At 69.1% G+C, this 23,346-nt stretch carries 21 protein-coding genes, 1 tRNA gene and 2 pseudogenes; 9 read left to right on the forward strand and 15 right to left on the reverse strand.

Annotation, left to right across the window (positions count from 1 at the left end):
* Positions 1-86: 86 nt before the first annotated feature.
* The 7 genes from ACFVUT_RS33810 to ACFVUT_RS33840 form a co-directional block, all read right to left on the reverse strand.
* The gene (locus ACFVUT_RS33810; RefSeq protein ID WP_389650980.1) at positions 87-977 is read right to left on the reverse strand and encodes an RNA polymerase sigma factor SigF; all 891 of its coding nucleotides are present in this window, start codon (positions 975-977) and stop codon (positions 87-89) included.
* Between the two features lie 199 nt (positions 978-1,176).
* The gene (locus tag ACFVUT_RS33815) at positions 1,177-1,470 is read right to left on the reverse strand and encodes a Dabb family protein (protein ID WP_389650982.1); all 294 of its coding nucleotides are present in this window, start codon (positions 1,468-1,470) and stop codon (positions 1,177-1,179) included.
* Positions 1,471-1,479: 9 nt separating this feature from the next.
* Positions 1,480-1,644 carry a hypothetical protein gene (locus ACFVUT_RS33820; RefSeq protein ID WP_176729265.1) on the reverse strand — a complete coding sequence of 55 codons (165 nt, stop codon included), beginning with the start codon at positions 1,642-1,644 and terminating at the stop codon, positions 1,480-1,482.
* Between the two features lie 242 nt (positions 1,645-1,886).
* Positions 1,887-1,971 (reverse strand) — tRNA-Ser (locus ACFVUT_RS33825).
* A 78-nt stretch (positions 1,972-2,049) separates the two neighbouring features.
* Complete coding sequence (tadA, locus tag ACFVUT_RS33830) at positions 2,050-2,478, reverse strand: tRNA adenosine(34) deaminase TadA (protein ID WP_389651069.1); 429 nt, start codon at positions 2,476-2,478, stop codon at positions 2,050-2,052.
* Positions 2,479-2,607: 129 nt separating this feature from the next.
* Complete coding sequence (locus tag ACFVUT_RS33835; RefSeq protein WP_389651072.1) at positions 2,608-3,189, reverse strand: hypothetical protein; 582 nt, start codon at positions 3,187-3,189, stop codon at positions 2,608-2,610.
* 188 nt (positions 3,190-3,377) lie between these two features.
* Positions 3,378-3,578: a hypothetical protein gene (locus ACFVUT_RS33840; RefSeq protein WP_389650985.1), complete on the reverse strand. Its 201-nt coding sequence runs from the start codon at positions 3,576-3,578 to the stop codon at positions 3,378-3,380.
* A gap of 103 nt (positions 3,579-3,681) precedes the next feature.
* Here ACFVUT_RS33840 and upp point away from each other — a divergent pair, with 103 nt between their 5' ends.
* Entirely contained in the window at positions 3,682-4,317 is a 636-nt protein-coding gene (gene upp, locus ACFVUT_RS33845) for a uracil phosphoribosyltransferase (RefSeq protein ID WP_093900065.1), read from the forward strand.
* Between the two features lie 532 nt (positions 4,318-4,849).
* On the forward strand, positions 4,850-5,398 hold the full coding sequence (locus ACFVUT_RS33850) for a hypothetical protein (RefSeq protein WP_389650988.1): 549 nt from the start codon (positions 4,850-4,852) through the stop codon (positions 5,396-5,398).
* Between the two features lie 162 nt (positions 5,399-5,560).
* On the opposite strand, the gene ACFVUT_RS33855 is transcribed toward ACFVUT_RS33850, so the two are convergent.
* Together ACFVUT_RS33855 and ACFVUT_RS33860 are read right to left on the reverse strand one after the other, a co-directional pair.
* The gene (locus tag ACFVUT_RS33855; protein WP_389651075.1) at positions 5,561-6,154 is read right to left on the reverse strand and encodes a LytR C-terminal domain-containing protein; all 594 of its coding nucleotides are present in this window, start codon (positions 6,152-6,154) and stop codon (positions 5,561-5,563) included.
* A gap of 165 nt (positions 6,155-6,319) precedes the next feature.
* Positions 6,320-6,616: a type II toxin-antitoxin system VapB family antitoxin gene (locus tag ACFVUT_RS33860; protein ID WP_072488263.1), complete on the reverse strand. Its 297-nt coding sequence runs from the start codon at positions 6,614-6,616 to the stop codon at positions 6,320-6,322.
* 305 nt (positions 6,617-6,921) lie between these two features.
* Here ACFVUT_RS33860 and ACFVUT_RS33865 point away from each other — a divergent pair, with 305 nt between their 5' ends.
* Positions 6,922-8,526, forward strand: coding sequence for a helicase HerA-like domain-containing protein (locus tag ACFVUT_RS33865; RefSeq protein ID WP_389651078.1), 1,605 nt, complete (start codon positions 6,922-6,924; stop codon positions 8,524-8,526).
* 132 nt (positions 8,527-8,658) lie between these two features.
* Here ACFVUT_RS33865 and ACFVUT_RS33870 read toward each other — a convergent pair whose 3' ends face one another.
* On the reverse strand, positions 8,659-9,276 hold the full coding sequence (locus ACFVUT_RS33870) for an HhH-GPD-type base excision DNA repair protein (RefSeq protein WP_389650991.1): 618 nt from the start codon (positions 9,274-9,276) through the stop codon (positions 8,659-8,661).
* 153 nt (positions 9,277-9,429) lie between these two features.
* Here ACFVUT_RS33870 and ACFVUT_RS33875 point away from each other — a divergent pair, with 153 nt between their 5' ends.
* Positions 9,430-11,415: an SMI1/KNR4 family protein gene (locus tag ACFVUT_RS33875; RefSeq protein WP_389650994.1), complete on the forward strand. Its 1,986-nt coding sequence runs from the start codon at positions 9,430-9,432 to the stop codon at positions 11,413-11,415.
* Between the two features lie 262 nt (positions 11,416-11,677).
* Positions 11,678-12,481, forward strand: a complete 804-nt coding sequence (locus ACFVUT_RS33880; protein WP_389650996.1) for a DUF4157 domain-containing protein — start codon at positions 11,678-11,680, stop codon at positions 12,479-12,481.
* A gap of 217 nt (positions 12,482-12,698) precedes the next feature.
* Here ACFVUT_RS33880 and ACFVUT_RS33885 read toward each other — a convergent pair whose 3' ends face one another.
* Positions 12,699-14,021, reverse strand: coding sequence for a hypothetical protein (locus ACFVUT_RS33885; RefSeq protein WP_389650998.1), 1,323 nt, complete (start codon positions 14,019-14,021; stop codon positions 12,699-12,701).
* 210 nt (positions 14,022-14,231) lie between these two features.
* Between ACFVUT_RS33885 and ACFVUT_RS33890 the strand changes: the two genes are divergently transcribed.
* The 4 genes and pseudogenes from ACFVUT_RS33890 to ACFVUT_RS33905 all read left to right on the forward strand — a co-directional run bounded on the left by ACFVUT_RS33890 (position 14,232) and on the right by ACFVUT_RS33905 (position 20,355).
* A complete protein-coding gene (locus ACFVUT_RS33890) occupies positions 14,232-14,858 on the forward strand; it encodes a response regulator transcription factor (protein ID WP_389651000.1) in 627 nt (208 codons plus the stop codon).
* A 253-nt stretch (positions 14,859-15,111) separates the two neighbouring features.
* On the forward strand, positions 15,112-17,199 hold the full coding sequence (locus ACFVUT_RS33895) for a VWA domain-containing protein (protein WP_389651003.1): 2,088 nt from the start codon (positions 15,112-15,114) through the stop codon (positions 17,197-17,199).
* Between the two features lie 28 nt (positions 17,200-17,227).
* A pseudogene (locus tag ACFVUT_RS33900) lies at positions 17,228-17,995 on the forward strand (DUF4255 domain-containing protein); the annotation flags it as partial.
* A 302-nt stretch (positions 17,996-18,297) separates the two neighbouring features.
* Positions 18,298-20,355: an ATP-binding protein gene (locus ACFVUT_RS33905; RefSeq protein ID WP_389651006.1), complete on the forward strand. Its 2,058-nt coding sequence runs from the start codon at positions 18,298-18,300 to the stop codon at positions 20,353-20,355.
* A gap of 28 nt (positions 20,356-20,383) precedes the next feature.
* On the opposite strand, the gene ACFVUT_RS33910 is transcribed toward ACFVUT_RS33905, so the two are convergent.
* The 4 genes and pseudogenes from ACFVUT_RS33910 to ACFVUT_RS33925 all read right to left on the reverse strand — a co-directional run.
* The gene (locus tag ACFVUT_RS33910) at positions 20,384-20,782 is read right to left on the reverse strand and encodes a DNA-binding protein (RefSeq protein ID WP_389651009.1); all 399 of its coding nucleotides are present in this window, start codon (positions 20,780-20,782) and stop codon (positions 20,384-20,386) included.
* A complete protein-coding gene (locus tag ACFVUT_RS33915; protein WP_389651012.1) occupies positions 20,782-21,060 on the reverse strand; it encodes a hypothetical protein in 279 nt (92 codons plus the stop codon). Before ACFVUT_RS33915 ends, ACFVUT_RS33910 begins: the two co-directional genes overlap by 1 nt.
* A 146-nt stretch (positions 21,061-21,206) precedes the next feature.
* Positions 21,207-22,112 (reverse strand): WD40 repeat domain-containing protein, encoded by a 906-nt coding sequence (locus tag ACFVUT_RS33920; protein WP_389651015.1) that lies wholly within the window; start codon positions 22,110-22,112, stop codon positions 21,207-21,209.
* A gap of 26 nt (positions 22,113-22,138) precedes the next feature.
* Positions 22,139-23,346: pseudogene (locus ACFVUT_RS33925) on the reverse strand (hypothetical protein); the annotation flags it as partial.

Genomic DNA, 23,346 nt, shown 5'->3' on the forward strand with positions numbered 1-23,346 from the left:
AGTCTTGGTGGCGTCTGCGCAGTTAACAGGGGGTGCGCGGTATTTCTGTCGTCCGAACCGGACTTCGAGTGCTCTACCCGTTCCGGTTACGCCTCGATCCTGTTTGCGGATCGAAGTCGGGCGAAGCTGCGGGCCAGCAGCCTTGACACATGCATCTGGGAGACACCCAGTTCCGCGCTGATCTGTGACTGTGTGAGGTTGCTGTAGTAGCGCAGCAGCAGAATGCGCTGCTCGCGTTCGGGCAGCTGTACGAGCAGATGCCGGACCAGGTCGCGGTGTTCGACCCCGGCGAGGGCCGGATCCTCGTATCCGAGGCGGTCCAGCAGGCCGGGCAGCCCGTCGCCCTCCTGCGCGGCTTCCAGTGAGGTCGCGTGGTAGGAGCGGCCGGCCTCGATGCAGGCCAGTACCTCGTCCTCGGAGATCTTCAGGCGCTCGGCGATCTCCGCGGTGGTGGGGGAGCGGCCGTGGGCGGTGGTCAGGTCCTCGGTGGCGCCGGTGACCTGAACCCAGAGTTCGTGCAGACGGCGCGGGACGTGGACGGTCCGTACGTTGTCCCGGAAGTACCGCTTGATCTCGCCGACGACGGTCGGCATCGCGAACGTCGGGAACTGGACACCGCGTTCGGGGTCGAACCGGTCGATGGCGTTGATCAGGCCGATCGTGCCGACCTGGACGACGTCCTCCATCGGCTCGTTGCGGCTCCGGAAGCGTGCCGCGGCGTACCGCACCAGGGGGAGGTTGGCCTCGATCAGCGCCGTCCGCACCCGGCCGTGCTCCGGGGTTCCCGGCTCCAGGTTCTTGAGCTGCCCGAAAAGGACCTGGGTGAGCGCCCTGGTGTCGGCGCCCCTGGTCCTGGCGGGCGGTGTCGTGCCGTCGGGCCTCTCGGTCCGGACCGTCTCGGCGGCCTCGGCGCTCTGCACGGTCTCGACGCTCTGGCTGCTCTGGGGAGGCACTTGAGGCGCTGTACTGGCCGGCACGGTGACGCCACCCCTCTGCGGTCAACTTCGGTCAACTCATCCGTCAAAAGCGGTCATAGCATCACAAGACATGTCCACTGTGCGCAAGCACCGTATAGCGTCGTGTTGGGGTCATCTTGGTTTAAACACTAAGAAAAGCCCCCCGCCGTAGTGGCGAGGGACTCGGGGAGGGGCGAACGGATCGTGCGGGCCCGCGGGATCAGAACGGATAGTCGGCGATCACCCAGGTGGCGAACGCGCGCCACTGCCCGGCTGCGGCCTGATGGGCGGGGTGCTCGATGTAGCGCTTCAGCGCGTCCTCGTCGGCGACCGCGGAGTTGATGGCGAAGTCGTAGGCGATCGGCCGGTCGGTGATGTTCCAGGCGCACTCCCAGAACTCCAGTTCGGGAACCTGTCCCGACAGCTCCTGGAAGGCCCTCGCCCCGGCGACGACCCGCGGGTCGTCCCGCTCCACGCCGTCGTTCAGCTTGAACAGGACCAGATGGCGGATCATGGGGTACTCCTACTTCACGAGCTCGGACATGAAGTCACCGACGCCCTGTGCGGCACTCGAAACGCCCTCGAACCCTACCTGGACAAGATCAGCCGCCCGTGCCGGGGACGTGATGATCGTGTACAGCACGAAGACGACTATCACGTAGAGAGCTATCTTCTTCGCTTGCACCATCAGCCCCTGCCTCACCTTCGATCCCCTGTGCAGTCGGGCGATTCTATCCGCACGTGTGGCTGTATCCCTCGGGTGTTTCCAGGTACTCGTCCGGCGTCCGGGGCCGACGGCCCCAAGAACCCGGCGTACGGGGACGGCAGCCGCGCGATCGGCCCCGGCCCTGACCGGGGGAGCGGCGGCGGAAGGCGAGACGGAACAGGAAGAGGGGCCCGGTTCAGCGAACCGGGCCCCTCATCCATCTGCGGTAGCGGAGGGATTTGAACCCTCGGTGAGTTTCCCCACACTCGCTTTCGAGGCGAGCTCCTTCGGCCGCTCGGACACGCTACCGAGAGAGAGCTTAGACCATCCCGGCCGTCCGCCGAAATCAAATGGGCGGCAGCAGGCCGCGGACGCCGGGACGCCTGGTCAGCGGGCGCGGAAGAACGCCGTCAGGCGCTCGGCGCAGACGTCCTCCAGTACTCCGTGGATCACCTCGGGACGATGGTTGAGCCGGCGGTCGCGTACGACGTCCCAGAGGGAGCCCGCCGCCCCCGCCTTCTCGTCGCGTGCGCCGTAGACCACCCGGTCCACCCGGGACTGCACCAGCGCACCCGCGCACATCGTGCAGGGTTCCAGGGTGACGACCAGGGTGCATCCGGACAGCCGCCACTGACCGAGCGCCGCCGCGGCCCGGCGGACGGCGAGGATCTCGGCGTGCGCGGTCGGGTCGCCGGTCGCCTCACGTTCGTTGTGTCCCGCGGCGAGCAGGGAGCCGTCCGGGCCGAGCACGACGGCGCCGACCGGCACATCGCCGGCCCGCGCCGCCAGTTCCGCCTCGGCCAGGGCCCGGCGCATGTGCGCCCGCCACGGGTCTCTCACGGGATCGTGCGGGTCTTCTTCAGGATCGTGCGGGTGGGTGTGGGTTGGGGGATCGTGCGGTTCCGGCGGTCCTTGCGGGTGCGGTGGTTCGCTCACCCGCGGACCTTAACGGACGGTCTCCAGGACCTCGGCCGCACCCAGCGCGTCCGCGATCTCCGCCAGCGCGTCCGTGCGCAGCATCAGCAGCTCCGCCTCGGGGAGCCCGAGGTCGGCCAGGACGCCGGTGTCGCCGAGCGGACCCGCCGGTACCGCGTCGGCATCGAAGTCGTCGTCGTCGCCGTCGTTGCTGTCGTCGTCGTTGTCGTTGTTGTTGTCGTTGTCGGGGGTGTTGTCCGGCTCGCCGTCCTCCGTACCGTCGAGGCCGACGAGCTCTTCGAGGGCGGCGATCGTGTCGTCGGCCTCTGGTTCGCGGCCGAGCAGTTCGTCGGTGAGCAGGATCTCCCCGTACGAGGAACGGGCGGCGGCGGTGGCGTCCGAGACGAAGATCCGGGGGTCTTCCTCACCGTCCACCCGGACGACGCCGAACCAGGCGTCCTCCTGCTCGATGAAGACAAGCACCGTGTCCTCGTCGACGGAGGCATCACGGGCCAGGTCCGTCAGGTCGGACAGGGTCTCCACATTGTCGAGTTCCGTGTCGCTCGCTTCCCACCCGTCTTCGGTGCGCGCGAGCAGTGCGGCGAAATACACCGTGACTCTCCCACTGGTCATAGGGGTGTCGGTCCGGCGGGAGGCCAGTCGGTGGCCCGGCTGCCCTGCGGTCCCGCCCATCGGAATCGTGGCAGAAACATGGGCTCCACGAGAGGAGTTCGGCCGTTGCGTCGGCCATCAGTTCTCCTGGACGCCGCCACCAGGGGGAACCGGACCGCCCGTCCGACCTACCAGCGGAAGGTCCGCATACGCATGGCCTGGCGCATCCGTGCCGCTCTGGCCCGGCGCGGCTGCACCCGGTCGCGGAGTGCCTTCGCCTCGTGGAGCTCGCGCAGGAACTGGGCGCGCCGCCTGCGGCGCGCCGTGTCGGCGTCCTGCGCGGCCGGCGGCTCCGGCTGGTCCCGCTTCCGCTGCTCACCGTCCGGCATCGGCTCGTCACCCCCAGGCTGGGTCCGTATGCCCCCACCTTCCCTCCGAACAGGTGGTTGATGCCAGCGCACGGGTGCGGGAGGCCCGGTTACTGTTGAACCCATGCGGATCCACGTCGTCGACCACCCACTGGTCGCGCACAAACTCACCACCCTGCGCGACAGGCGCACCGACTCCCCGACCTTCCGGCGGCTCGCCGACGAGCTGGTCACCCTGCTCGCCTACGAGGCCACCCGGGATGTACGCACCGAGCAGGTCGACATCGAGACCCCGGTCACGCCGACGACCGGTGTGAAGCTGTCGCACCCGCGCCCCCTGGTCGTACCGATCCTGCGGGCCGGTCTCGGCATGCTCGACGGCATGGTGCGGTTGCTGCCGACCGCCGAGGTGGGCTTCCTGGGCATGATCCGTGACGAGGAGACGCTCCAGGCGTCCACGTACGCGACGCGGATGCCGGAGGACCTCTCGGGCCGCCAGGTGTACGTCCTGGACCCGATGCTGGCCACCGGCGGCACGCTGGTCGCGGCCATCCAGGAACTGATCAAGCGCGGGGCGGACGACGTCACCGCGGTCGTGCTCCTCGCGGCGCCCGAGGGCGTCGAGGTGATGGAGCGCGAGCTGGCGGGCACGCCGGTGACGGTGGTCACCGCCTCGGTCGACGAGCGGCTCAACGAGAACGGTTACATCGTCCCGGGCCTCGGTGACGCGGGCGACCGGATGTACGGCACGGTCGACTGAGCGCTGTCCCGTAGTCCCTGGCGGGCGCCACGGATTACGGGACAGCCCTTGGCTTGATCGTGTGACCTGTGCGGCGCGGATGCCGGGTCGCGGACGTGCGCCGTCCGTCCGGCATCAGCCTCGCAGACAGTAATCTCCTTGCCGCCGCTGGTCCTTGCATGTCGGGGAGCGGCGCTCGCCCTCACTTTCGCCCCGGACCGTTCCTGGTGGCTGCCTTCCTTGCTGAGGCGGGTCACCCAGGGCTCGAAGATCTCCACCGAAACCGTGCTGCGGCGGGTAGTGGACGACGCCTGCCGGGGCCGGGTCTTCTCCCTTCACGACGTGCTGCTCACCATGGCCTTCGCCGGGGTGGCGGGGCGCCGCCCCGCTGCTCCCGCCCGGCGGCCGATGGCCGACTCTGGTGCCGACTGCCACCGTTCTTTCTTTACGGAGCTGTCACAGGGCTCCTGTGGTTCTGGGTGCGTGCCGGACCGGTGCTATAACGTGCCCACGTCAAAAGCAGAAGAACGCTGATGTGTCCAGGGGGATCCACGTGACTTATCCGCCGCAGCAAGGCCCGCCGTACGGGCAGCAGCCGTACCCGCCCCAGCAGCCCCAGCCCGGCTACGGCTACCCGCAGCAACAGCCCCCGCAGCAACAGCCCCCGCAGCAGTACGGCTATCCGCAGCAGTACCCCCAGCAGCAGCCGTACCCGCCGCAGCAACAGCAGTGGGGCTCCCCGCCGCCGCCTCCCGCGCCCTCCCGCCGGGGCGGCGGTCTGGGCATCAAGAACATTCTGCGGATCATCGGTGTCGTGGTCGCCGTCATCGTGCTCGGCGTCGTCTGGTTCGTCAGCCGGGACGACGCCCGCGAGGCCGAGGCGGGCGACTGCATGGTGAACCACGGCTCGACCGTCTCGCCGGATCTGAAGATCGTCGACTGCTCCGACTCCAAGGCCGCGTACAAGGTGGTCGAGGTCTTCGGCGGCACCCTCGACGACACCAAATGCGAGGGGAAGTCCGACATCGGCTACAGCGAACAGACACGGGGCACCCGGCGCCACGCCGGCAAGCAGTTCGTCCTCTGTCTGGACAAGCTCTAGCCTGGCCGCTCGTTCGGGACGGGCCGGACCGGTGACCCGCGTCCGGCTCCGTGCATCGCACGGCGGACGAGGGGCCGCCCTGCCCGCTGACCGCAGGGCGCGGCGAGGGGCGGCACCGGCGCGCGGGTTGCCGGGGCCGGGGCCGGTCCCGTCAGCCGTCCGTCAGCAGGACGGTGCGGGGGACGGTTTCGTCAGGGCGGCGAGCGCCGCGGCGGCCGACTGCGGCGTGCTGAACGTCGTGAACTTCGTACCGAGAATCAGATCGACGTCCGTCGTCCTGCGGGCGTCGGTCTTCGACAAGGTGCCCTCCAACTGTGTGCCGAGCACCGGGAACGAGCCGTTCGTGGCCGAAGGGGCGCCCAGCAGTACGCCGGGGCCGGCGACCTTCTTGTCGTACGCGGCCGAGGCGTTCCCCACCTCGCCGATGGTGAAGCCGCGCTTCTTCAGCTCGTCCGCGGCCTTCTTGGCGAGGCCGCTGCGCGGTGTCGCGTTGTAGACGTTGACGGTGATCTTCGAGGGGGCCGGCAGCGCCTTCGCGGGCGCGGACGGTGTGGCCGACGGGCAGTCGGTCTTGTGGTCGGCGGCACTGGCCTTCCTGTCGCCGCCCGTGAAGACGTCGATGAGTTGCAGCGTCCCCCATCCGGCCAGCCCGAGGGCAACCACGGAGGCGGTGGCAGCGAGGATCAGTTTGCCGCGGCGCCGGGGACGGCGCATGCGCGGGTACTTGTCGCCCGTGATGCGGTACTTTCCGCCCATGCCGGGGGGAGTGAGCATGCTCATGGGCGCAGCGTAGTGCGACCCGGTGATGATGCCTACTAAATGATCAATGGATCGCACCCGTCCGGGTGCGAATGCACCCGAACGAACCCGGGGTGACGCTCAGGGGCTGAGGGCCCGTGAGGCAAGCCCTGCCGCGCTCGGTCAGCCGAGTTCGAGCACCCGGGCGTGCAGGACCTGGCGTTGCTGGAGTGCGGCGCGCACCGCGCGGTGCAGTCCGTCCTCCAGATAGAGGTCGCCCTGCCACTTCACGACGTGCGCGAACAGGTCGCCGTAGAACGTCGAGTCCTCGGCGAGGAGGGTCTCCAGATCCAGGTTGCCCTTGGTGGTCACCAGTTGATCGAGGCGGACCGGGCGCGGCGCGACATCCGCCCACTGCCGGGTGCTTTCCCGGCCGTGGTCGGGATATGGCCGCCCATTTCCGATGCGCTTGAAGATCACACGGAAAGCCTACCGGGCAAGAGCCTCCGGGCGCAGCCATGGAGCAGGACTGCCATTCTAGGAAGAACGCCATAAATGCGGGCATTCCGGAATGAGGGCGCGTGATGAGTGACAGCGACAGCACGGGCGGAGAAGCGGGTCGTCCCGACATCGGACGCTGTTCGGACTCGGACACCGGCGCGTCGGATATGGGCGCGTCGCACGGGGGCGCGGCGGGCGCGGACGGGGCGCGTGGGGCGAGCGCGGCGGGTGCGGCGGGTGCGGCAGGCATGGTGTCCGGCGGGGATGCGGTGTCGGGCGAGGGCATGGTGTCCGGCGGGGATGCGGTGTCGGGTGCGGCAGGCGTGGCGCCCGGCGGGGAGGCCGGGGGGCTGCCGCAGCCGGCGCGGGAGATCGCCGCCGGGTACGCCGTCTCGGGGGCCGCCCTCGATCTGGGCGCGCTGCTGTGGGACGGGGTATGCCTGCCGGAGGCGCAGATCCGCATTCCGCTGGCGATGCTCAACCGGCACGGACTCGTCGCGGGCGCCACCGGCACCGGTAAGACCAAGACGCTCCAACTGATCGCCGAACAGCTCTCGGCCCACGGTGTTCCGGTCTTCCTCGCGGACATCAAGGGCGATGTCTCGGGCCTTGCCGCGCCGGGCGTGCCGGACGACCGGGTCACCGAGCGGGCCGGGCAGGTGGGGCAGGAGTGGCAGCCCCAGGGCCGGCCGTGCGCGTTCTACGCGCTCGGCGGCATCGGCCCCGGCATTCCGGTGCGGGCGACGGTCACCAGCTTCGGTCCTGTTCTGCTGTCCAAGGTGCTGCAACTCAACCGCACCCAGGAGCAGTCGCTGGGCCTGATCTTCCACTACGCCGACGCCAAGGGCCTGGAGTTGGTCGATCTCAAGGACCTGCGGGCCGTCGTCGCGTTTCTCGTCTCGGACACCGGCAGGGCCGAACTCAAGGAGATCGGCGGGCTCTCCACGGCGACGGCCGGAGTGATCCTGCGGTCGATCACCGCCTTCGAGCAGGAGGGCGCGAGCGACTTCTTCGGCGAACCGGATTTCGACACGGCCGAGTTGCTGCGGCAGGCGCCGGACGGGCGCGGGCTGGTCTCCGTACTGGAACTGGCGGCCGTGCAGGACAAGCCGCAGCTCTTCTCGACGTTCCTGATGTGGCTGCTCGCCGATCTCTTCCACGATCTGCCGGAGGTCGGCGACCTGGACCGGCCGAAGCTTGTCTTCTTCTTCGACGAGGCGCATCTGCTCTTCGACGGGGCCTCGAAGGCGTTCCTGGAGTCGATCACCCGGACCGTGCGGCTGATCCGCTCCAAGGGCGTGGGCATCTTCCTCGTCACGCAGACGCCGCGCGATGTGCCCGGTGACGTCCTGGGGCAGCTCGGCAACCGGGTGCAGCACGCGCTGCGCGCCTTCACCCCCGAGGACGCGAAGGCGCTGCGGTCCACGGTGACGACGTTCCCCGAATCGCCTTACGACCTGGAGGAGGTGCTGACGCGGCTGGGCACCGGGGAGGCCGTGATCACGGTGCTGAGCGAGAACGGCGCGCCGACCCCCGTCGCCGCGACCCGGCTGCGCGCGCCGCAGTCGCTGATGGGCCCGTATCCCGCCGCCGAGCTGGACGCGGCAGTGAAGAGCTCTCCGCTGTACGGGCGTTACGCGCAGGCGGTGGACCGGGAGTCGGCGTACGAGAAGCTGAGCGCCGAACAGGAGGCGGGGCGGCGGGCCGAGACGGAAGCCGCGGGCAGGGCGCCTTCGGGCGCGGCCCGGAAAGCACCCGAGGATGATGGCTCGCTGGTCGAGCAGGTGGTGGCGAGCGGGATGTTCAAGTCGCTGGCCCGGTCCGTCGGCACGCAGGTGGGGCGGGAGATCTCGCGCTCGCTGTTCGGCACGGCCCGCCGCAGACGGTAGCCCTCAGCAGTAGTTCTGGGCTGCGGGCTGCGGGCTGCGGGCTGCGGGCTGCGGGCGGCGATGGGTGGCGGGTGGCGGCCGGCGACGGGTGGCGGGTGTCGGCCGGCGGCGGGCGGTGTTGTCTTCCGTCGGTCACTGGTCGGTTGCGCGTGTGGCCGCTCGGGCCGCCTGCTTGGCGCGCTGTTTGAACGCGCGGACCTCGGCGAGGGATTCCGGGCCGGTGATGTCGGCGACCGACCGGTGGGAGCCCGCCTCACCGTACGGCCCGGCCGCCTCGCGCCAGCCCGTCGGCCGGACACCGAACTGCTTGCCCAGCAACGCCAGGAAGATCTGTGCCTTCTGGGTGCCGAACCCCGGCAGGGCGTTCAGCCGTTTCCGCAGCTCGGCGCCGCTGGAGACGTCGCGCCACACCGCGCTCGCGTCGCCGTCGTACGCCGCCACCAGGTACTGGCACAACTGCTGGACCCGTTTGGCCATGGAACCGGGGTAGCGGTGCAGCGCGGGTTTGGCGGTGAACAGTTCGGTGAAGGCGTCCGGGTCGTACGTGGCGATCCGGTGGGCGTCCAGGTCGTCCCCGCCCATCCGCCCGGCCAGGGTGTACGGGCCGGAGAAGGCCCATTCCATCGGCACCTGCTGGTCCAGCAGCATGCCGATCAGGGCGGCGAGCGGACTGCGCGCGAGGAGTTCGTCGGCTTCCGGCTGCTGGGCGATCCGCAGGGTGACGGCCCGGTTCTTGTTGCTCTCGGTCATGGACCGATCATCCCGACGGCGGGGCGGCACGGCCACTCCACTGCCCGCCGATGCGGCCGTTTGCGGCCGGATCCGGTCCGGGGAGGCGGTGCGACGGCCCGCTGACGACGGCTGCCGGGCGTGACTGTCAGTGGTGGCTGGCAGTCTGGGGAGGTGGACATCGACAACTGGACTTTCTTTCTGGAGCGTTGGAGCAGGCAGTGGTTCGCCACCCTGGACCTCCTCGATCCCGAGGATGCCGAGGAGCAGACCGATGACGAGGCGGTGGTCGCGGGGTCGCTGGGCCTGCCGCCCGCCGGTGAGGAACAGATAGCGGCGCTGGAACAGCGGCTGGGGCTGGCGCTGCCCCCGTCCTACCGGTCATTCCTCCACGTCTCCAACGGCTGGCGGCACGCGAGCAGTTCGGTGTATCTGATGGGTATCGCCGAGCGCGTCGAGATGCACGGCGATCCGGGCGGCATGCGGCGGCTGTACGAGGGGAATCTGGACGAGACCTCCGGTCGGGCCGAGCGGCTGAGAGCCGGCATGTGGGCCAGGTCGTTGCAGCTGTCCCACGACTCGGACATGACCGATGTCCTGCTCGACCCGGGTGACGTGGGCGAGGACGGCGAATGGGCGGTGTACGTCTACCGCGGATGGTCCGGTGAGTTCCCGGAGCGCTATCCGTCGTTCGCCGCGTACATGCGGTCCATGTACCGGGATTTCCATGCCTGGCACGGCGACAACCCCGACTTCGTGACCGAGGTGACGCGCGAGCTCGACGCCGCGGTGGAGCGGGCCCGGTCGGCCTGTCTGGCCGGGGGCGACATCGAGGAACAGCTGGCGGTGCTCGACGAGGCCGACGGGTTCGGGAGGGAGAGGGCCCGGCGGCTGCGGGACCAGATCCACGCCATGTTCCGCCCGGGCGGCCACGTCGCGGCGGTCACGGACATGGCCGATCCGCTGTACGTACGGGAGATCCTGCCGCTCAAAGCGATGGTGCACCGCAGGACCCGCGAGGACGACGACTGGTTCCTGAGACCGCACGGCGCGGAGGGCCGGGCCGAGGCGGAGGCCGCTCTGCGGGAGGCCGACGAGCGCTCCTTCCGGTACGAGCCGCCGGGGCTGTTCGGCCGGGCCGTCGCCGAGGCCCGCGAGCTGGCCCGCTGGGGTGACACGGAGGGGGCCTGGCGGGTGCTGGCCGCCGCCGTGCCCGACTGGGAGCCGTACGGCACCGAGCATGTCGCCCCCCTCGGGCTGCTCGCCGATCCGTTCCTGGGGCCGGTCGTCACGCCGGAGCGCGGTCGGCAGATCCTCAACACGGCGCGCGCCGGGCATGGTTCGACTCCGGGTTCCACGGGCGCCACCACTGCTTCGGGTTCCACGGGCGCTGCTGCCGCTCCGGGTTCCACGGGCGCTGCTGCCGCTCAGGCTTCCACGGATGCCGCTTCCGCCGTGGAGGTCACGGCCGCCACCGCGCCGGACGGACTCGGCTGGCTTGCCGAACCCGATTCCGGTGCGTGTCCGGACGGCTTCCGCTTCGTCCTGGTCCACGGCACAGCGCCGCAGGAGCTCGCACAGCGGCTCGGCGAGGGCCCGCTGCTGGCGCCGTGTTCGGAGGGCGATCTGCGCTGGTGGGGGCGGCGGGACGGCCCGGTGGGGGACGGCCCGCACGCACGGATCGGGTCGTGCGGCGGGGGATGGAGCTTCGCCTTCGAGACCGGGCCCGAGCCCTTCCGGGAGGACCGGCTGACGGGCCTGGACGCGCAGGCTTCCCTGGGCACCAGGGCGATATCGGTCTGGTGCCGGTGGAGGGCCGCCCCCGCGGAACCCGGCCCCGGCGCACCCGCGCCGACCCTCCGTTTCTCGTACGCCGAGGACGGCCAGGAGGTGTACGGATACACACACCACGGCGAGGCGCGCGCGACGAGGGGCACGCTGCCCGAACCGCTCGACACGCTCTCGTCCGGTAGGCCCGCGCTCGACGCGATCGCGGACGCGTACGGGGTGTCGTTGCCCCGATTCGCCCTGCGGAGCGGGAGGTTGCACGCCGTGGCGGCGAGGTCGTGGACCGGGGCGCGGCACGGGGTGCGGGAGGCAGCCGAGAGCCAGTCCACCATCAGAGCCGTCGCGGTCCTGCGTACCCGCACGGACCGATAGGGCGTGGCGGGTTGGTTCCCATGCCCTCTCCCCGGGAGCCTTCACGCCCCTTCCCCGCGCCCTTCGTGGTTCCGTCCCGGAAGCCGGTCGGGAGCGCGGGTTTCGCGCGGGGCCGTACGAGCGGTCCGGATGCCCGAAGGGGCAGCACCGGCTGCCCCCGGCCGGCGGGGTCCGGGCTGGACGAGGCAGCGGCACGTCGTGAAGGTGGAAGGGTGGGGCCATCACGACGCGCGTCGACCGGGGTGCGGTCAGGGAGATGACGATGAACGCACAGGAATGGGATCAGGAACACGATCACGAGCGGGGCCACGGGCACGGGCAGGAGCACGACGAAGCCCTGCACGCGTCGGGCGCGACCGGGAACCGGGAGGCGGCGGACACCCCGCACCTCTACCGTGCGGCGGCCACCGGGCGGGCCGATGTGGTGGGGACCGGCGGAATGAGCGTGCTCCAACGGGCGGTGGGCAACAGCGCCGTCGGGGCCATGCTCCAGAGGCGCGAGGAGGAAGAGCGCTCCCCCGTGCACGACGTGGTCGCGTCCGGCGGTGGGCAGCCTCTGGACACCGACACCCGCACCGACATGGAGGCGCGGATGGGCGCGGACTTCTCCGACGTGCGCGTCCATACCGGCTCCGCCGCACACGAGTCGGCGAAGGGCGTGGGCGCCCACGCCTACACGGTCGGCAGCAACGTGGTCTTCCAGCGGGACGCGTACGATCCGTCCTCGCCGCAGGGCCGCACCACGCTGGCCCATGAGCTGACCCATGTGATCCAGCAGCGCAGCGGCCCGGTGGACGGCACGGAGGCGCCGGGGGGTATCCGGGTGAGCGATCCGTCCGACCGGTTCGAGCGGGAGGCCGTCGCGAACGCCGACCGGGTGCTTTCGGATCCGGCCCCGGCGACGGCGACCGGGGCGTCCGGCCATGACGCGTCCCCCGCCACGACCCCTGCCGTGCAACGGGCGTCGGCGGAGGACGAGGACGAGCAACCGGCGGATGTGCAGGGCTCCTTCGTGCAACGGGCGGAGGAAGGAGCCGAGGAGGAGGAAGAGGCTCCGCCTGCTTGACGGTCTTCCGGCGGGCCCTTCCGGCGGGGCCCGGCGGGCCCCCGGCGGATCTCGCCGGGGATCCGCCGATGCGCCCTCGCCGACGGACAGCCCCGAGGACAGTCCCGAGGACAGCCCCGAGGACAGTCCCGAGGGCTGTGTCGAGGGCTGTGTCGAGGGCTGTGGCGACGGGCGCGCAGGTGATTCCCGCCGGTGTTCCCGGCCGCGTCCCGGCAGATCAGCCCGCGGAGTCCGTCCGCATCGTGCCGCCGAGGAACAGGGACTCCGCACACCGCGAAGGCGTCGGCGCGTTGACCGGCTTGCCCACCTTCCGGCAGTTGACGGTCATCGTGACCTTGCCGCCCGCGGGCACCAGGATCGGTGTGACGAAGTGGTAGTCGGAATCGCGGAAGTTCTCCATCGCGAGCCGGAGCACGGGCGTGTCCCGGCCGGAGGAGACCACGAGCGTTCCCGCGTCACCCTGAGGGTTCTGGACCACGATGTCCGTCAGCTGGAAGGTGTGCCCGGCGGGCACCTGGAGGGCCGTCGAGGTGTTCGACCCGCCGCCGACCGAGTCCCTGACCTGCACCTGCGCGCTGGTCGGGGCCGTGGTTCCCGCGCCGTCGGATGCGGCGGGGCTCGGCGAGGGGCTGGGCTTCGAGGCGCCTCCGTCGGCTCCGGAGGAGTCGCCTCCGCCCGATCCCGCACCGGCTGAGGCGCCGGTGCTCGGGGCCTTGCTCTTGTCGGCCGCGGCGGCGGACCGTACCGCGTCCGGTGTGATCGCCTCCCGGGCCGCCGACTTGACGACCGGCCGCAGCAGTGCGTACCAGAGCCCGACCAGCGCGATCAGCAGGACAGCCGCGGTGATCAGCGCTCGGGGGAGCCAGCGCGGCAGGATCGGCTCCTGCTGGTACGAGCCGTCCAGGACCACCGGTGCGACCGGCGCCTGCCTCTCGCCCACCTCCGGTGTGGCGACCACCTGGAAGGGATGCGTGACCGCCGTTCCGCGCCAGACGCGTTTGGCCGGCCGGACGCGCAGCTTCCCGAACTCCGCCCGCCCGGGAGCGATCTGCAGCGCGTCCGCCGCGAAGGAGACCCGGGCCCGCTCCGTACCGGACTGTGCCCCCAGCCGCACGGTGGCCGGGATGTTTCCCCGGTTGTCGACGGCGATCTGATGCTTGCCGCGCCAGGCACCGTGCGAGCTGCGCGGCACCAGCTCGGCAGTCGTCTCGGTGAAGGGGAGTACGGTCACCCGTCCTTCGGGCACCACCGTGTCGCCCTGCTCGCTGGTGGGGACGACCCGGATCCCGAACGTCGTCTCCCCGGCCGGAACGGTCGAATCGCGAGGCGGGCGCAGTATGAGGGAGACCGCCTGCGAGTCGCCCGGGTACAGGGACAGGACCGCCGGTTCCACCGTCGACCAGGCGGCACACGCACCGACCACCTCGAAGCGGTATTCCTCGACGGTGCTGCCGGAGTTGAGGATCCGCAGGGGGAGGGCAGTCTCCTCGCCCGGTGCGGCGGTGACGGACGATGCGTCGAGGCTTGCCGTGAGACTCATACGGCGCACCGTAGGGTCGGTGCCGAATACCGGCATCGGCCGTGAAGGAACACTTCTGGGCAGATTCTGTGCCCGGATCGGCTTTTCTGTTTCCCTGGAGGGGTACGAGGGAATCTTTTGACCGCCTCATGACGAATGAGGCATACGAGAACAGCCGTGATGGTTTTGTTCGCGTGATGCCAGCGGCTGTTGCCCAGGGGGAGCATTGCCATGGAGCGCATCACTGTCGCATTACGTGCCCAGGATCCGATCTCTCAAGCGGGTGTGGCCAGTCAGTTGCGGGCCCGGCCCGAGGTCAGCGTGACGGACTGGGGAAAGGACGATTCCTCACCCCAGATCGTGGTCGTCGTCGTGGACACGGTCGACGAGGAGGTGTTGACGATGCTGCGCCACATTCAGCGCACCAGCGCCTCACGGACCGTCCTCGTCACCACGGACATCGACGAGCAGAAGTTGGTGAACGCCGCGGAGTGCGGTGTCGCCGGAGTGGTCAGGCGTTCCGAGTCGACCCCGGAACACCTCGTGCAGGTCATAGGGACGGTGGCGCGGGGCGAGGGCCACCTCCCCTCCGACCTGCTGGGAAGACTGCTCGAAGAGGTGGGCCGCCTCCAGGGTCAGGTGCTCGGCCCGCGCGGCCTGCACTTCACCGGACTCGCGGCGCGCGAGGTGGACGTACTGAGGCTGGTCGCGGAGGGGTACGACACCGCGGACATCGCGACGAAGCTGGCCTATTCCGAGCGCACGATCAAGAACGTGCTGCATGCGGTGATGACCCGGCTGCAACTGCGGAACCGCTCGCACGCGGTGGCGTACGCGATGCGCCAGGGACTGATCTGAGCCCGCCCGCACGGGGGCGCGGGGCACGGGCGTGCCCAGGGCGCTGTCGTACGTACGGCTGTACGGCCCGGGTGTGCGTACGGCGCCGCCGTGCGCGGCCCGGGCGTGTACGGCACTTCGGTGGATCCCCCGCTGCACTTTCGGGCAGCGGGGCCTTCCCGAGGGTGTGACTCCCGCACCGCTGTGCGTCCGCCGCCGGTGCAGGACCCTGACGTCCGGTATGCCGATCGGGCGAGGGTGGGGGAGGACTTCCGTGCGCTGGTTCCAGCCGCTTCGGCGGGTGCCGCGGTCGCGGCGGGACACATCGGCCCGGGCCCGGCCGGCGACGCCACGCCGCGCTCTCACCGCGCTCCGCGTTCCGGCCCTCGCGCTGCTTCTCGTCGTCACCGGCATCGCGCCCGGTTCGGCCGTCACCACCGGTGCGCCGGAGGCCGCGGTGCCCGAACCCTGGGTCACACCCGCCGAGTTCACCGACGCGGTCGACCCGGGCGGCTCCACGGGCGTGGCCAAGCAGGTCCGTACGCCGGCGATTCCTCCGAGGCCGGACGTGGTCCTGCTGGTGGACGGCACGGGCAGCATGGGTGTCCCGATCGGCGATGTACAGGCGGGTTTGAAGGACATCACGAAGGAGATCCGGGCACAGCAGCCGGATTCCCGCTTCGCGGTGGCCACCTACGGGGACGAGAAGGACGACCCGACGGCGGAGTTCGCTGTCCTCCAAGGGCTGACGACGAACCTGGACGACGTACAGAAGAAGGGCGTCGACCAGCTGGACACCTCCCGCGGATACAAGAGCGCAGGTCCGTCGGAGGACTGGATCTACGCGCTGTGGAAAGTGGCCAACGGCGCGGACGGCGGTACGGCCTTCCGTGAGGGGGCCAGTCCGGTCGTGGTCCTGGTGGGCGACGCGTCGAGCCACAACCCCAGCAACAACATCCCCTACGAGGACGCCGTGGTCGCGCTCCAGGACAGGGGGGTACGGGTCATCGCCGTCGACGTGACGACCGAGAACGGTGACGGGCTCAACGGCAACGGATACAGCAGCCCCACCTACCAAGACCCGTATCACGAGCCCGACCAGGCCAAACGGATCGCCGAGGCCACCAATGGCCGCATGCTGAACGGAATTCCCGGCGACGGTGTCACCGACGCCATCATCGAAGGCTTCAGCAACCTTCCCACCAACGTGAGCTACCGCCTGGACAACTGCGATCCGCATCTGTCCGTCAGCCTCGACCCGCCCACCCAGCAGCTCACCAGCGGCGACACCGCGCATTTCGCGGAGAACATCGACGTCTCCGCGGACGCGCCCCAGGGCACCCGCCTGACCTGCACCGTCCAGTTCCTGATGGGCACCCAGGTGCCTGGAGCGGACACCATCGGACCCGCGGCAGCGGCCGATCCGGACTTCCAGGAACAGATCAACATCGATGTGAACGACATCGACGCGCCCGTCGTCACCGTGGACGATCTGACCGTCCGGGCCAAGGACAAGAACGGCGTAAGCGTGACGTACGACGCCACCGCCGAGGACGCCACCGACGGCACGCTCCCGGTGACCTGCACCCCGCCCTCCGGCTCGCTCTTCCCGGTCGGCAGCACCACGGTGACCTGCTCGGCCACGGACTCGGCGGGCAATACGGGGACGGACACGGCACAGATCGAGGTGCTTGAGGCTCCCGTGCCGCCCTCGGCGGATGTGGCGATGAAGGTCGACGTCAGCCCGGACCGTACGTACACCGGCCGACCGGCCCGAGCCCGCTTCACCCTCACCAACGCCGGTCCGGACACGGCGACGGGTGTCGTCATCGGTTCGGCCTGGCCGAAACCGTCCAAGGCGAAGGACCGAAGCCTGCCCGCCCTGACCCGCTGCACAGCCGCCAAACCCTGCACCATCCCGGCCGGCGGTCGCATCGAGATCACCCAGACGGCGACCTACCGTGCGGCGGTCACCGGGGATGTGCGGGCCACCGTGCGCGGCACGCTGCCCGACCGTCGGAAGGCCGACAACCAGGACACCGACCGGCTGCGCGTCCTGAAACCCTCGCTGACCGTCACGCCGCAGGTCGTCAAGCCGGGCCAGGTGGTGCTGGCGCGCGGCAAGGACTACCCGCCGGGACAGACCGTACGTTTCACGTGGAACATCGGGATCACGGCGGAGATGTCCGGTGTGACCGTGGGCCTCGACGGCACTTTCGAGGTCCAGATCCCGGTTCTGCGCAAGGACAAGCTCGGACCACGGCAGCTTCGGGTGGACACCCGCGACATCGACCGGTTGCAGAAACCCGTCCTCGTGGTCCAACGCAATCTGCAACCACCGGACTTCGCGGGCCGCGCATGAGCCGCGGCGACCGTACGGGAGTGATCGGGTGATCCACGAGGTCGACGACGTATTACGGGCTCTGATCAGGGCTGAGGCGCTCGAAGGCGGCCAGATCGCGGTGGTCTTCGACGCACCGACCCGGGAGTGGGCGGCGAAGGTCAACGCACCCATGGTCAACCTCTACCTCTACGACATCCGTGAGGACATGCGGAGGCGCGAACGCGGTCTGCACAACGAGTACGACGAGCACGGCACGGTCACCGCCCGCCGTCGCGCGCCCCGCTTCTTCAAACTGTCGTACCTGATCACGGCATGGACGAAGCGCCCGGAGGACGAGCACCGACTGCTCTCCTCGCTGCTCGGTTGCCTGCTGCGTCATGACGCGCTGCCTCCGGAGCGGCTGACGGGCGCCCTGGCGGATCTCGGGATGGCCGTACCGATGTCGATCGCGCTGCCACCGCCGGAGGACCGCTCGTTCGCCGACGTATGGAGCGCTCTGGGCGGCGAGTTGAAGCCCTCACTGGACCTGGTGATCAGCGTGCCGGTGACATCGTCGCCGCGCTATGCGGTCGGTCCGCCGGTGGGGGACGAGGGGTTGCAGGCCCGCTTCGGGGACGTGCCCGAGGCGGCCGAGCCGTTGTCGCAGCCGATGCCGGGGCGCGGGGGGCTTCCGGTGTACGGAGGCCGGTCCGGCCGACCGGGCGGTCCGGGCCCGGCGGGGCGGGTCCTCCCCCGTACCTCCGTCACGGAACGGCGGCGCGGGCTGTCCCTCCGCATCACCGAGAACCGCAAGGCCGCCGCGGCGGACGGCACGCGGGGTGGTGGCGCGGGCGGGCCGGCGGACGGCATGCGTGGTGGTGACGGCGCGGGCGGCCCGCTGGATATCCACGAGGGTGCGGACGGGAGGGCGGACGCCCACGAGGGTGCGGACGGGAGGGCGGACGCCCACGGGGGTGCGGGCGGGCCGGCGGATATCCACGAGGGTGCGGGCGGGTCGGCGGACGTCCGCGGGGGTGCGGGCGGGCCGGCGGATATCCACGAGGGCGCGGAGCGCGCCAAGGACGCCCCCCGTCGGGGTGCGGACCGTGCGCAGGACGAGACGGAGGACGGAACCGAATGACCACCGCGGGTGACCCGAACCTGCGCCACCTCCTCGCCCGCGCGGTCACGGTGGAGCAGCGCGTCCGACGAGCGGTCGCGGCCCGGCAGCTCACCGACCCGGACCCGGACGACGCCTTCCGCGGCCTGTACCTCACGGACGAGAACGTCGCCCGCCTGCTGGACGCGGAGGAGGCCCGCGCCTATCCGTCGCCGGTTGCGGACGACGACGAGGCGTCGGCAGAGGTCTGGGCCGATGCCTCGGGCGAGGCGTCCCGACTCACCTCGCTGGCCGCCGTGTTCGGTCTCACCCCCCTCGACATCGAGATCCTCCTCATCGCACTCGTACCGGATCTCGACGACCGCTTCGAGGCGTTCTACGGCTACCTGAACGACGACGTCACCCGCCGCCGCCCGTCCATCGGCCTGGCCCTGGGGCTCTGCGGCCTGTCCCCCGCCGACCAGGTGGCACGCGGCCGGCTCTCGGCCCTGGCGCCGCTCCGCGCAGGCCGCCTCCTGCTGGCCGAGGACCTGGACCGCCCGTTCCTGAGCCGTGCGCTCCGCATCCCCGACCGGGTCACCGCGCACCTTCTGGGCGACGACACCCCCGACCCGCGGCTGGTGGACCTCCTCGCCCCCTGGCACGCCGTACCGGGCGTCGGCGACCCGGCCCCGCTGGCCGCGGCCCTCGACCGAGGCGCCTCGCTCGCCTACCTCCGCGAGGACCAGGGCGGCGCCGGCACGGCCCTCGCGGCCTCGGCGCTGGCCCTTGCGGGCCACCGGGTCCTGGGCCTGGATCTGGCACGGCTGGCCAAGGACCCGTCGCCCGCCGAGGCAGTGCGCACCCTGGTCCGCGAAGCCCGGCTGACCGGCGCCGGCCTGGTCTGCGCCCCGCTCGACGCGGTGTTCCGCGAACACCCGGAACTCCTCCGGCTGCTCACCGGTACCCCGGTCCCCACGATCCTGGTGGGCCGGGCCCCCTGGGACGCGGCATGGTCCACCGCCCCGCCGCTCCTCCTGCACGCCCCACGCGTCGAACCGTCCACCAGGGCCGCTCTCTGGACCGACGCGTACGACGCCCCCGTCCCCGAGACCCTCGATGTGGACCGCCTGCTCTCGCCTTTCCTCCTCACTCCGGAACAGATCACCCGCGCCGCCCGCGGCGCGGCCCAGACCACTCATCTGGACGGCGGCACTCTCACCCCCGACCACGTCCGCCAGGGCGCCCGCGCCCAGAACGCGGCGGGACTGGACCGTCTGGCCCGCCGCATCGAACCCACCGTCACCTGGAACGACCTCGTCCTTCCCCCGGACGCCCACGCCCAGCTCCGCGAACTGACCGCCCGCGCCCGCCACCGCGACCGGGTTCTGGGGGAGTGGGGCATGCGCCCCGGCGGCGGCAGGGGCCGAGGCGTATCGGCTCTCTTCGCGGGCGACTCCGGTACCGGGAAGACCATGTCCGCGGAGGTCATAGCGGCAGATCTGGGCCTGGACCTCTACACGGTCGATCTGGCGACGGTGATCGACAAATACGTGGGCGAGACGGAGAAGAACCTGGAACGGATCTTCTCCGAAGCCGCGGGAGTGAACGGCGTCCTCCTCTTCGACGAGGCGGACGCGATCTTCGGCAAACGCTCGGACGTGAAGGACGCCCACGACCGCTACGCGAACGTCGAGAGCGCGTACCTGCTCCAGCGCATGGAGTCCTTCGACGGCCTGGCCATCCTCGCCACCAACCTCCGTGCCAACCTGGACGACGCCTTCACCCGCCGCCTGGACCTGGTCATCGACTTCCCCGTCCCGGACCCCGAACAGCGCCTCGTCCTCTGGGAGCGCTGCCTGGGCTCCGTACTCCCGCGCGGCACGGACCTGGACCTCGCCTTCTGTGCCGAGAACTTCGAGCTGGCGGGCGGCAACATCCGCTCGATCGCGGTGACAGCGGCGTACCTGGCGGCGGACACGGACGAGCCGGTGACGATGCCGGTGCTGATCCACGCCATCCAGCGCGAGTACCAGAAGCTGGGCCGCCTGACGCTGGCCTCGGAGTTCGGGCCGTATCTGAAACTGCTGACGTGAGGTGTGCGCTCCCCACGGTCCCTGATGATCAGACCTTGATGATGCGCACCCGGTCACCGCACAGCAGCCCCAGATCCTCAGGGTCCGAGGTGAGGATCACCGCAGGCCCCGGCATCAGCAACGCGGTCGCCCCCACGACGGCATCGATGGCGTACTTCTGCCCGTGCAGTCCGGCGTCGGTCAGCAGCTTCATGGCCAAGCGCCCGATCTCCTCGCTCACGGGCTCAACCGTCAGCCTGGACACAGCCCAGTTGAACCGAGGGGCGTTCACCTTCCGGTGATGGGCCTCGATGAGGGTGAGAACACTGACGACCACTCTCAGGTCCTCCTGCTCCGCCCCACGGAGCAGCGCCATGACCTGTCGGTCGTCCGCCACGACCTTGGACAGCCCCTCACTGTCCAGGACGAGCGTTCCCGTCCGCGCCATCAGGCGGCGTTCTGCGCATCATCGGCGTCGCCCCGCAGAAGCGCTCGGGCGGCTTCGACCTCCGCGTCGCTCAACGCACCGTGCTCGGCTTCGTGCCTCTCCGTCAGCTCGGCAAGGTTGTCCCGCTCGATCTGCCGCTGCACGGCGGCATCCACGTAGGCGGAGAAGCCCCGCTTCCCCACACGTGCACGGACGGCCGCGATATTGCCCGAGTGCAGGCTGACAGAGACGTTGGCGGTGGGGCCTTCACCGACCCCGTAGGTGGGTTCGTCGCTCATGATGCCAATTTAATACATGAACTAGGAGAACTGTCTACGAGAGAGGCGATCTGCACCCCCACGGTTCTTGCGCGCGGAACGGCTCGGCTGGGCAGCCTCGAAAGGCGAACCGGCCGGAAAGCGCTTCAGAACACGAAGCTGGACGGTCAAATCAGCGTCCAGGCGAGGACTTGTCCGTCATCACCGCCGCTGAGCAGGAGCGATCCGTCCGGACTGAAGACCAGTGCCTGTACCCGGCCGATATGTTGACGCTGGCTTCCAACCCTCTGGCCGTCTGACAAACGGAAAAGATTAACATAGCCCGACAGCATACCCATGGCGAAATGTTCCCCATCGGGATGGAATGCGACTGACCAGTAGTCGTCAGCCTTCCTTCCGAAAATTTCAGGTCGGTGCAGGTCTTTTGTCCTGGAGTCCCAGATGACAGTGCTCTTGGCGTACGCGTCAATGGCGATGACATAGTCGCCATTCGGGCTGAAGTCGAGCCAACGCAGGCGTTTGGGCGCTTCGGGAAGAACGTCAGTCAGGCTTTCATCGGTCAACGAATGCAAGCGAACTTCCGATTCGCCCGATCCGCCGGTTGCGAATACGTGAAGATTTGGGTGAAAGGAAATCATTGGAACCAGGCTGGCGTGGCTCGATTTTCGTGGCGCCGGCGGCTCCTGTCGCCAAACCACGTTGCCGGATTTCAGTTCCTGAATCTGGGTATGTGTACCGCTGGTAGCGAGATACGGTCCGGCCATACGTGCCCATACGACGTTGTCTTCCACCGGCTCGGACTGTGATCCGCTGACCAGATCAATGAGCGTGAGCCGCTGTGTACTTATGCCGACCACGCCCAGTAAGTTACTCCCGCCGCGAGTCAGTACATGGCAAGTATCCTGTTGCATAGCCAGTGGGCAGGTTTTTGGACCTTGTAGCGGAGAAAGGTCCGGTAAACTCCAGCGACTCAGTGCGGAATGTTGGTTGTTCGCTGCCTGGCCGACAAAGAAATCGTTTCCATTCGGGTCGATTTCAATGCAGGTGACCAAGGTCGGATTGGTGAGTGCCACTCGTCCTGGTTGTGTACCGAGTTCCATTACGTGATCGGCCTTTCGTTCTCGTCGAGAAGGGGGCGGCCATCAATCCGCTTGGCGTTCGGGATTCCTCCGTCGGCAATTTCACTTGTGAAGGATTTCCCGAGGTCTCGTTGCTGACCGTATTGGTGTCCTCCTGCTTGAAGTCTGCGATTCCATGACCTGGTGATGAGACGCCAGTTGTCCTTTTCGACATTATGCTCTCTGCGTTCCTTGTCGCCCTGGTCGTGGCCATCGCTCTTCCAGTGTTGCGCAAGGGGCACCGGGTGGTGGTCGACGTCGTATAGTTCATTTTTAATATGTGCCGATTTCAGTTCTTTTTTGTCGAATAGGGACAGTGCGTTATCTGGTAGTTTGAGCCGCTGATCAAGATCCTCCAAGCGGTTTCTGGCAGCACTGGTGTAGCCGTTACTCAGAATGTCATTGACCTCATTTGCGAGTCCCTCCTTCTCCTTCCTGCCCCACGCACTCGATTGGGTCTTCCAGCCGCTTCCGAGTACGTAGAGTCTGGTCCGGACGTCGTAGCCGCGAGGGAGGCGGCGAGTGCCGGGTTTGTTGATGAACTGCTGCATGCTCTTGAGTTTGCTCAACGTTGAAATCTGGTCAGCTAGCAGCTCCTCGATCGCCTGATACAGCTTCTGCTCTTTTTCCCCGAGCCATTGCTTGCTCAGCGCCTCAGCCTCGGCAGCGGTTTTTATCTTCTTTTTGTCGATCCGCTTCTGAATCCTCTCCTTCACTTTCTTTTCAGTGGCACTCTTTTCTCTTTTCCATTTCGCCTCGGCGCTGGAAATGTCTGTCAAATGGGATTCAATCCTGGAAATTGCTGCAATGGCCTCTGTCTTGTCGGGTTCCGGGAGTTGCTTTGCCTCCTCCTTCACTGTATTGATTACGGAACGAACCTCGCCTGCAAAAGCGCTTGCTATGATGACTCGCAAGCCGGAATCGCTCGTTCGGGCGGTGAGAGTGTGTGGCTCTCCAGAGGTCATTGAAAAAGCTTTACGGATCGCGCGTGGTTTGATTCTCGGTGGGCTCCAGGAGAATTTTGGACTCTTTTCTTTCTTTCCGTTCTTCCCCTTGCCTTTGAGTTTGTTCCAGAGGGCTTTGCCTTTTTTGGCGATGAAGGTGACGATTTTGTCGATGGCGCGGTTGACGGGTTTGGCGACGGCGTGGAAGACGGATTTGACTTTGTTGGCGAGGGAGCCGATGCCGA

The organism is Streptomyces sp. NPDC058051 (genome assembly GCF_042885475.1).
GTDB lineage: Bacteria > Actinomycetota > Actinomycetes > Streptomycetales > Streptomycetaceae > Streptomyces.

Coding starts and splice junctions, on each gene's coding strand:
- ACFVUT_RS33815 (WP_389650982.1), bottom strand. CDS start 1,470: ATGATCCGCCATCTGGTCCTGTTCAAGCTGAACGACGGCGTGGAGCGG.
- ACFVUT_RS33820 (WP_176729265.1), bottom strand. CDS start 1,644: ATGGTGCAAGCGAAGAAGATAGCTCTCTACGTGATAGTCGTCTTCGTG.
- tadA (WP_389651069.1), bottom strand. CDS start 2,478: ATGCGCCGGGCCCTGGCCGAGGCGGAACTGGCGGCGCGGGCCGGCGAT.
- ACFVUT_RS33840 (WP_389650985.1), bottom strand. CDS start 3,578: ATGCCGGACGGTGAGCAGCGGAAGCGGGACCAGCCGGAGCCGCCGGCC.
- upp (WP_093900065.1), top strand. CDS start 3,682: ATGCGGATCCACGTCGTCGACCACCCACTGGTCGCGCACAAACTCACC.
- ACFVUT_RS33855 (WP_389651075.1), bottom strand. CDS start 6,154: ATGGGCGGAAAGTACCGCATCACGGGCGACAAGTACCCGCGCATGCGC.
- ACFVUT_RS33865 (WP_389651078.1), top strand. CDS start 6,922: ATGGTGTCCGGCGGGGATGCGGTGTCGGGTGCGGCAGGCGTGGCGCCC.
- ACFVUT_RS33870 (WP_389650991.1), bottom strand. CDS start 9,276: ATGACCGAGAGCAACAAGAACCGGGCCGTCACCCTGCGGATCGCCCAG.
- ACFVUT_RS33880 (WP_389650996.1), top strand. CDS start 11,678: ATGAACGCACAGGAATGGGATCAGGAACACGATCACGAGCGGGGCCAC.
- ACFVUT_RS33885 (WP_389650998.1), bottom strand. CDS start 14,021: ATGAGTCTCACGGCAAGCCTCGACGCATCGTCCGTCACCGCCGCACCG.
- ACFVUT_RS33890 (WP_389651000.1), top strand. CDS start 14,232: ATGGAGCGCATCACTGTCGCATTACGTGCCCAGGATCCGATCTCTCAA.
- ACFVUT_RS33905 (WP_389651006.1), top strand. CDS start 18,298: ATGACCACCGCGGGTGACCCGAACCTGCGCCACCTCCTCGCCCGCGCG.
- ACFVUT_RS33910 (WP_389651009.1), bottom strand. CDS start 20,782: ATGGCGCGGACGGGAACGCTCGTCCTGGACAGTGAGGGGCTGTCCAAG.
- ACFVUT_RS33915 (WP_389651012.1), bottom strand. CDS start 21,060: ATGAGCGACGAACCCACCTACGGGGTCGGTGAAGGCCCCACCGCCAAC.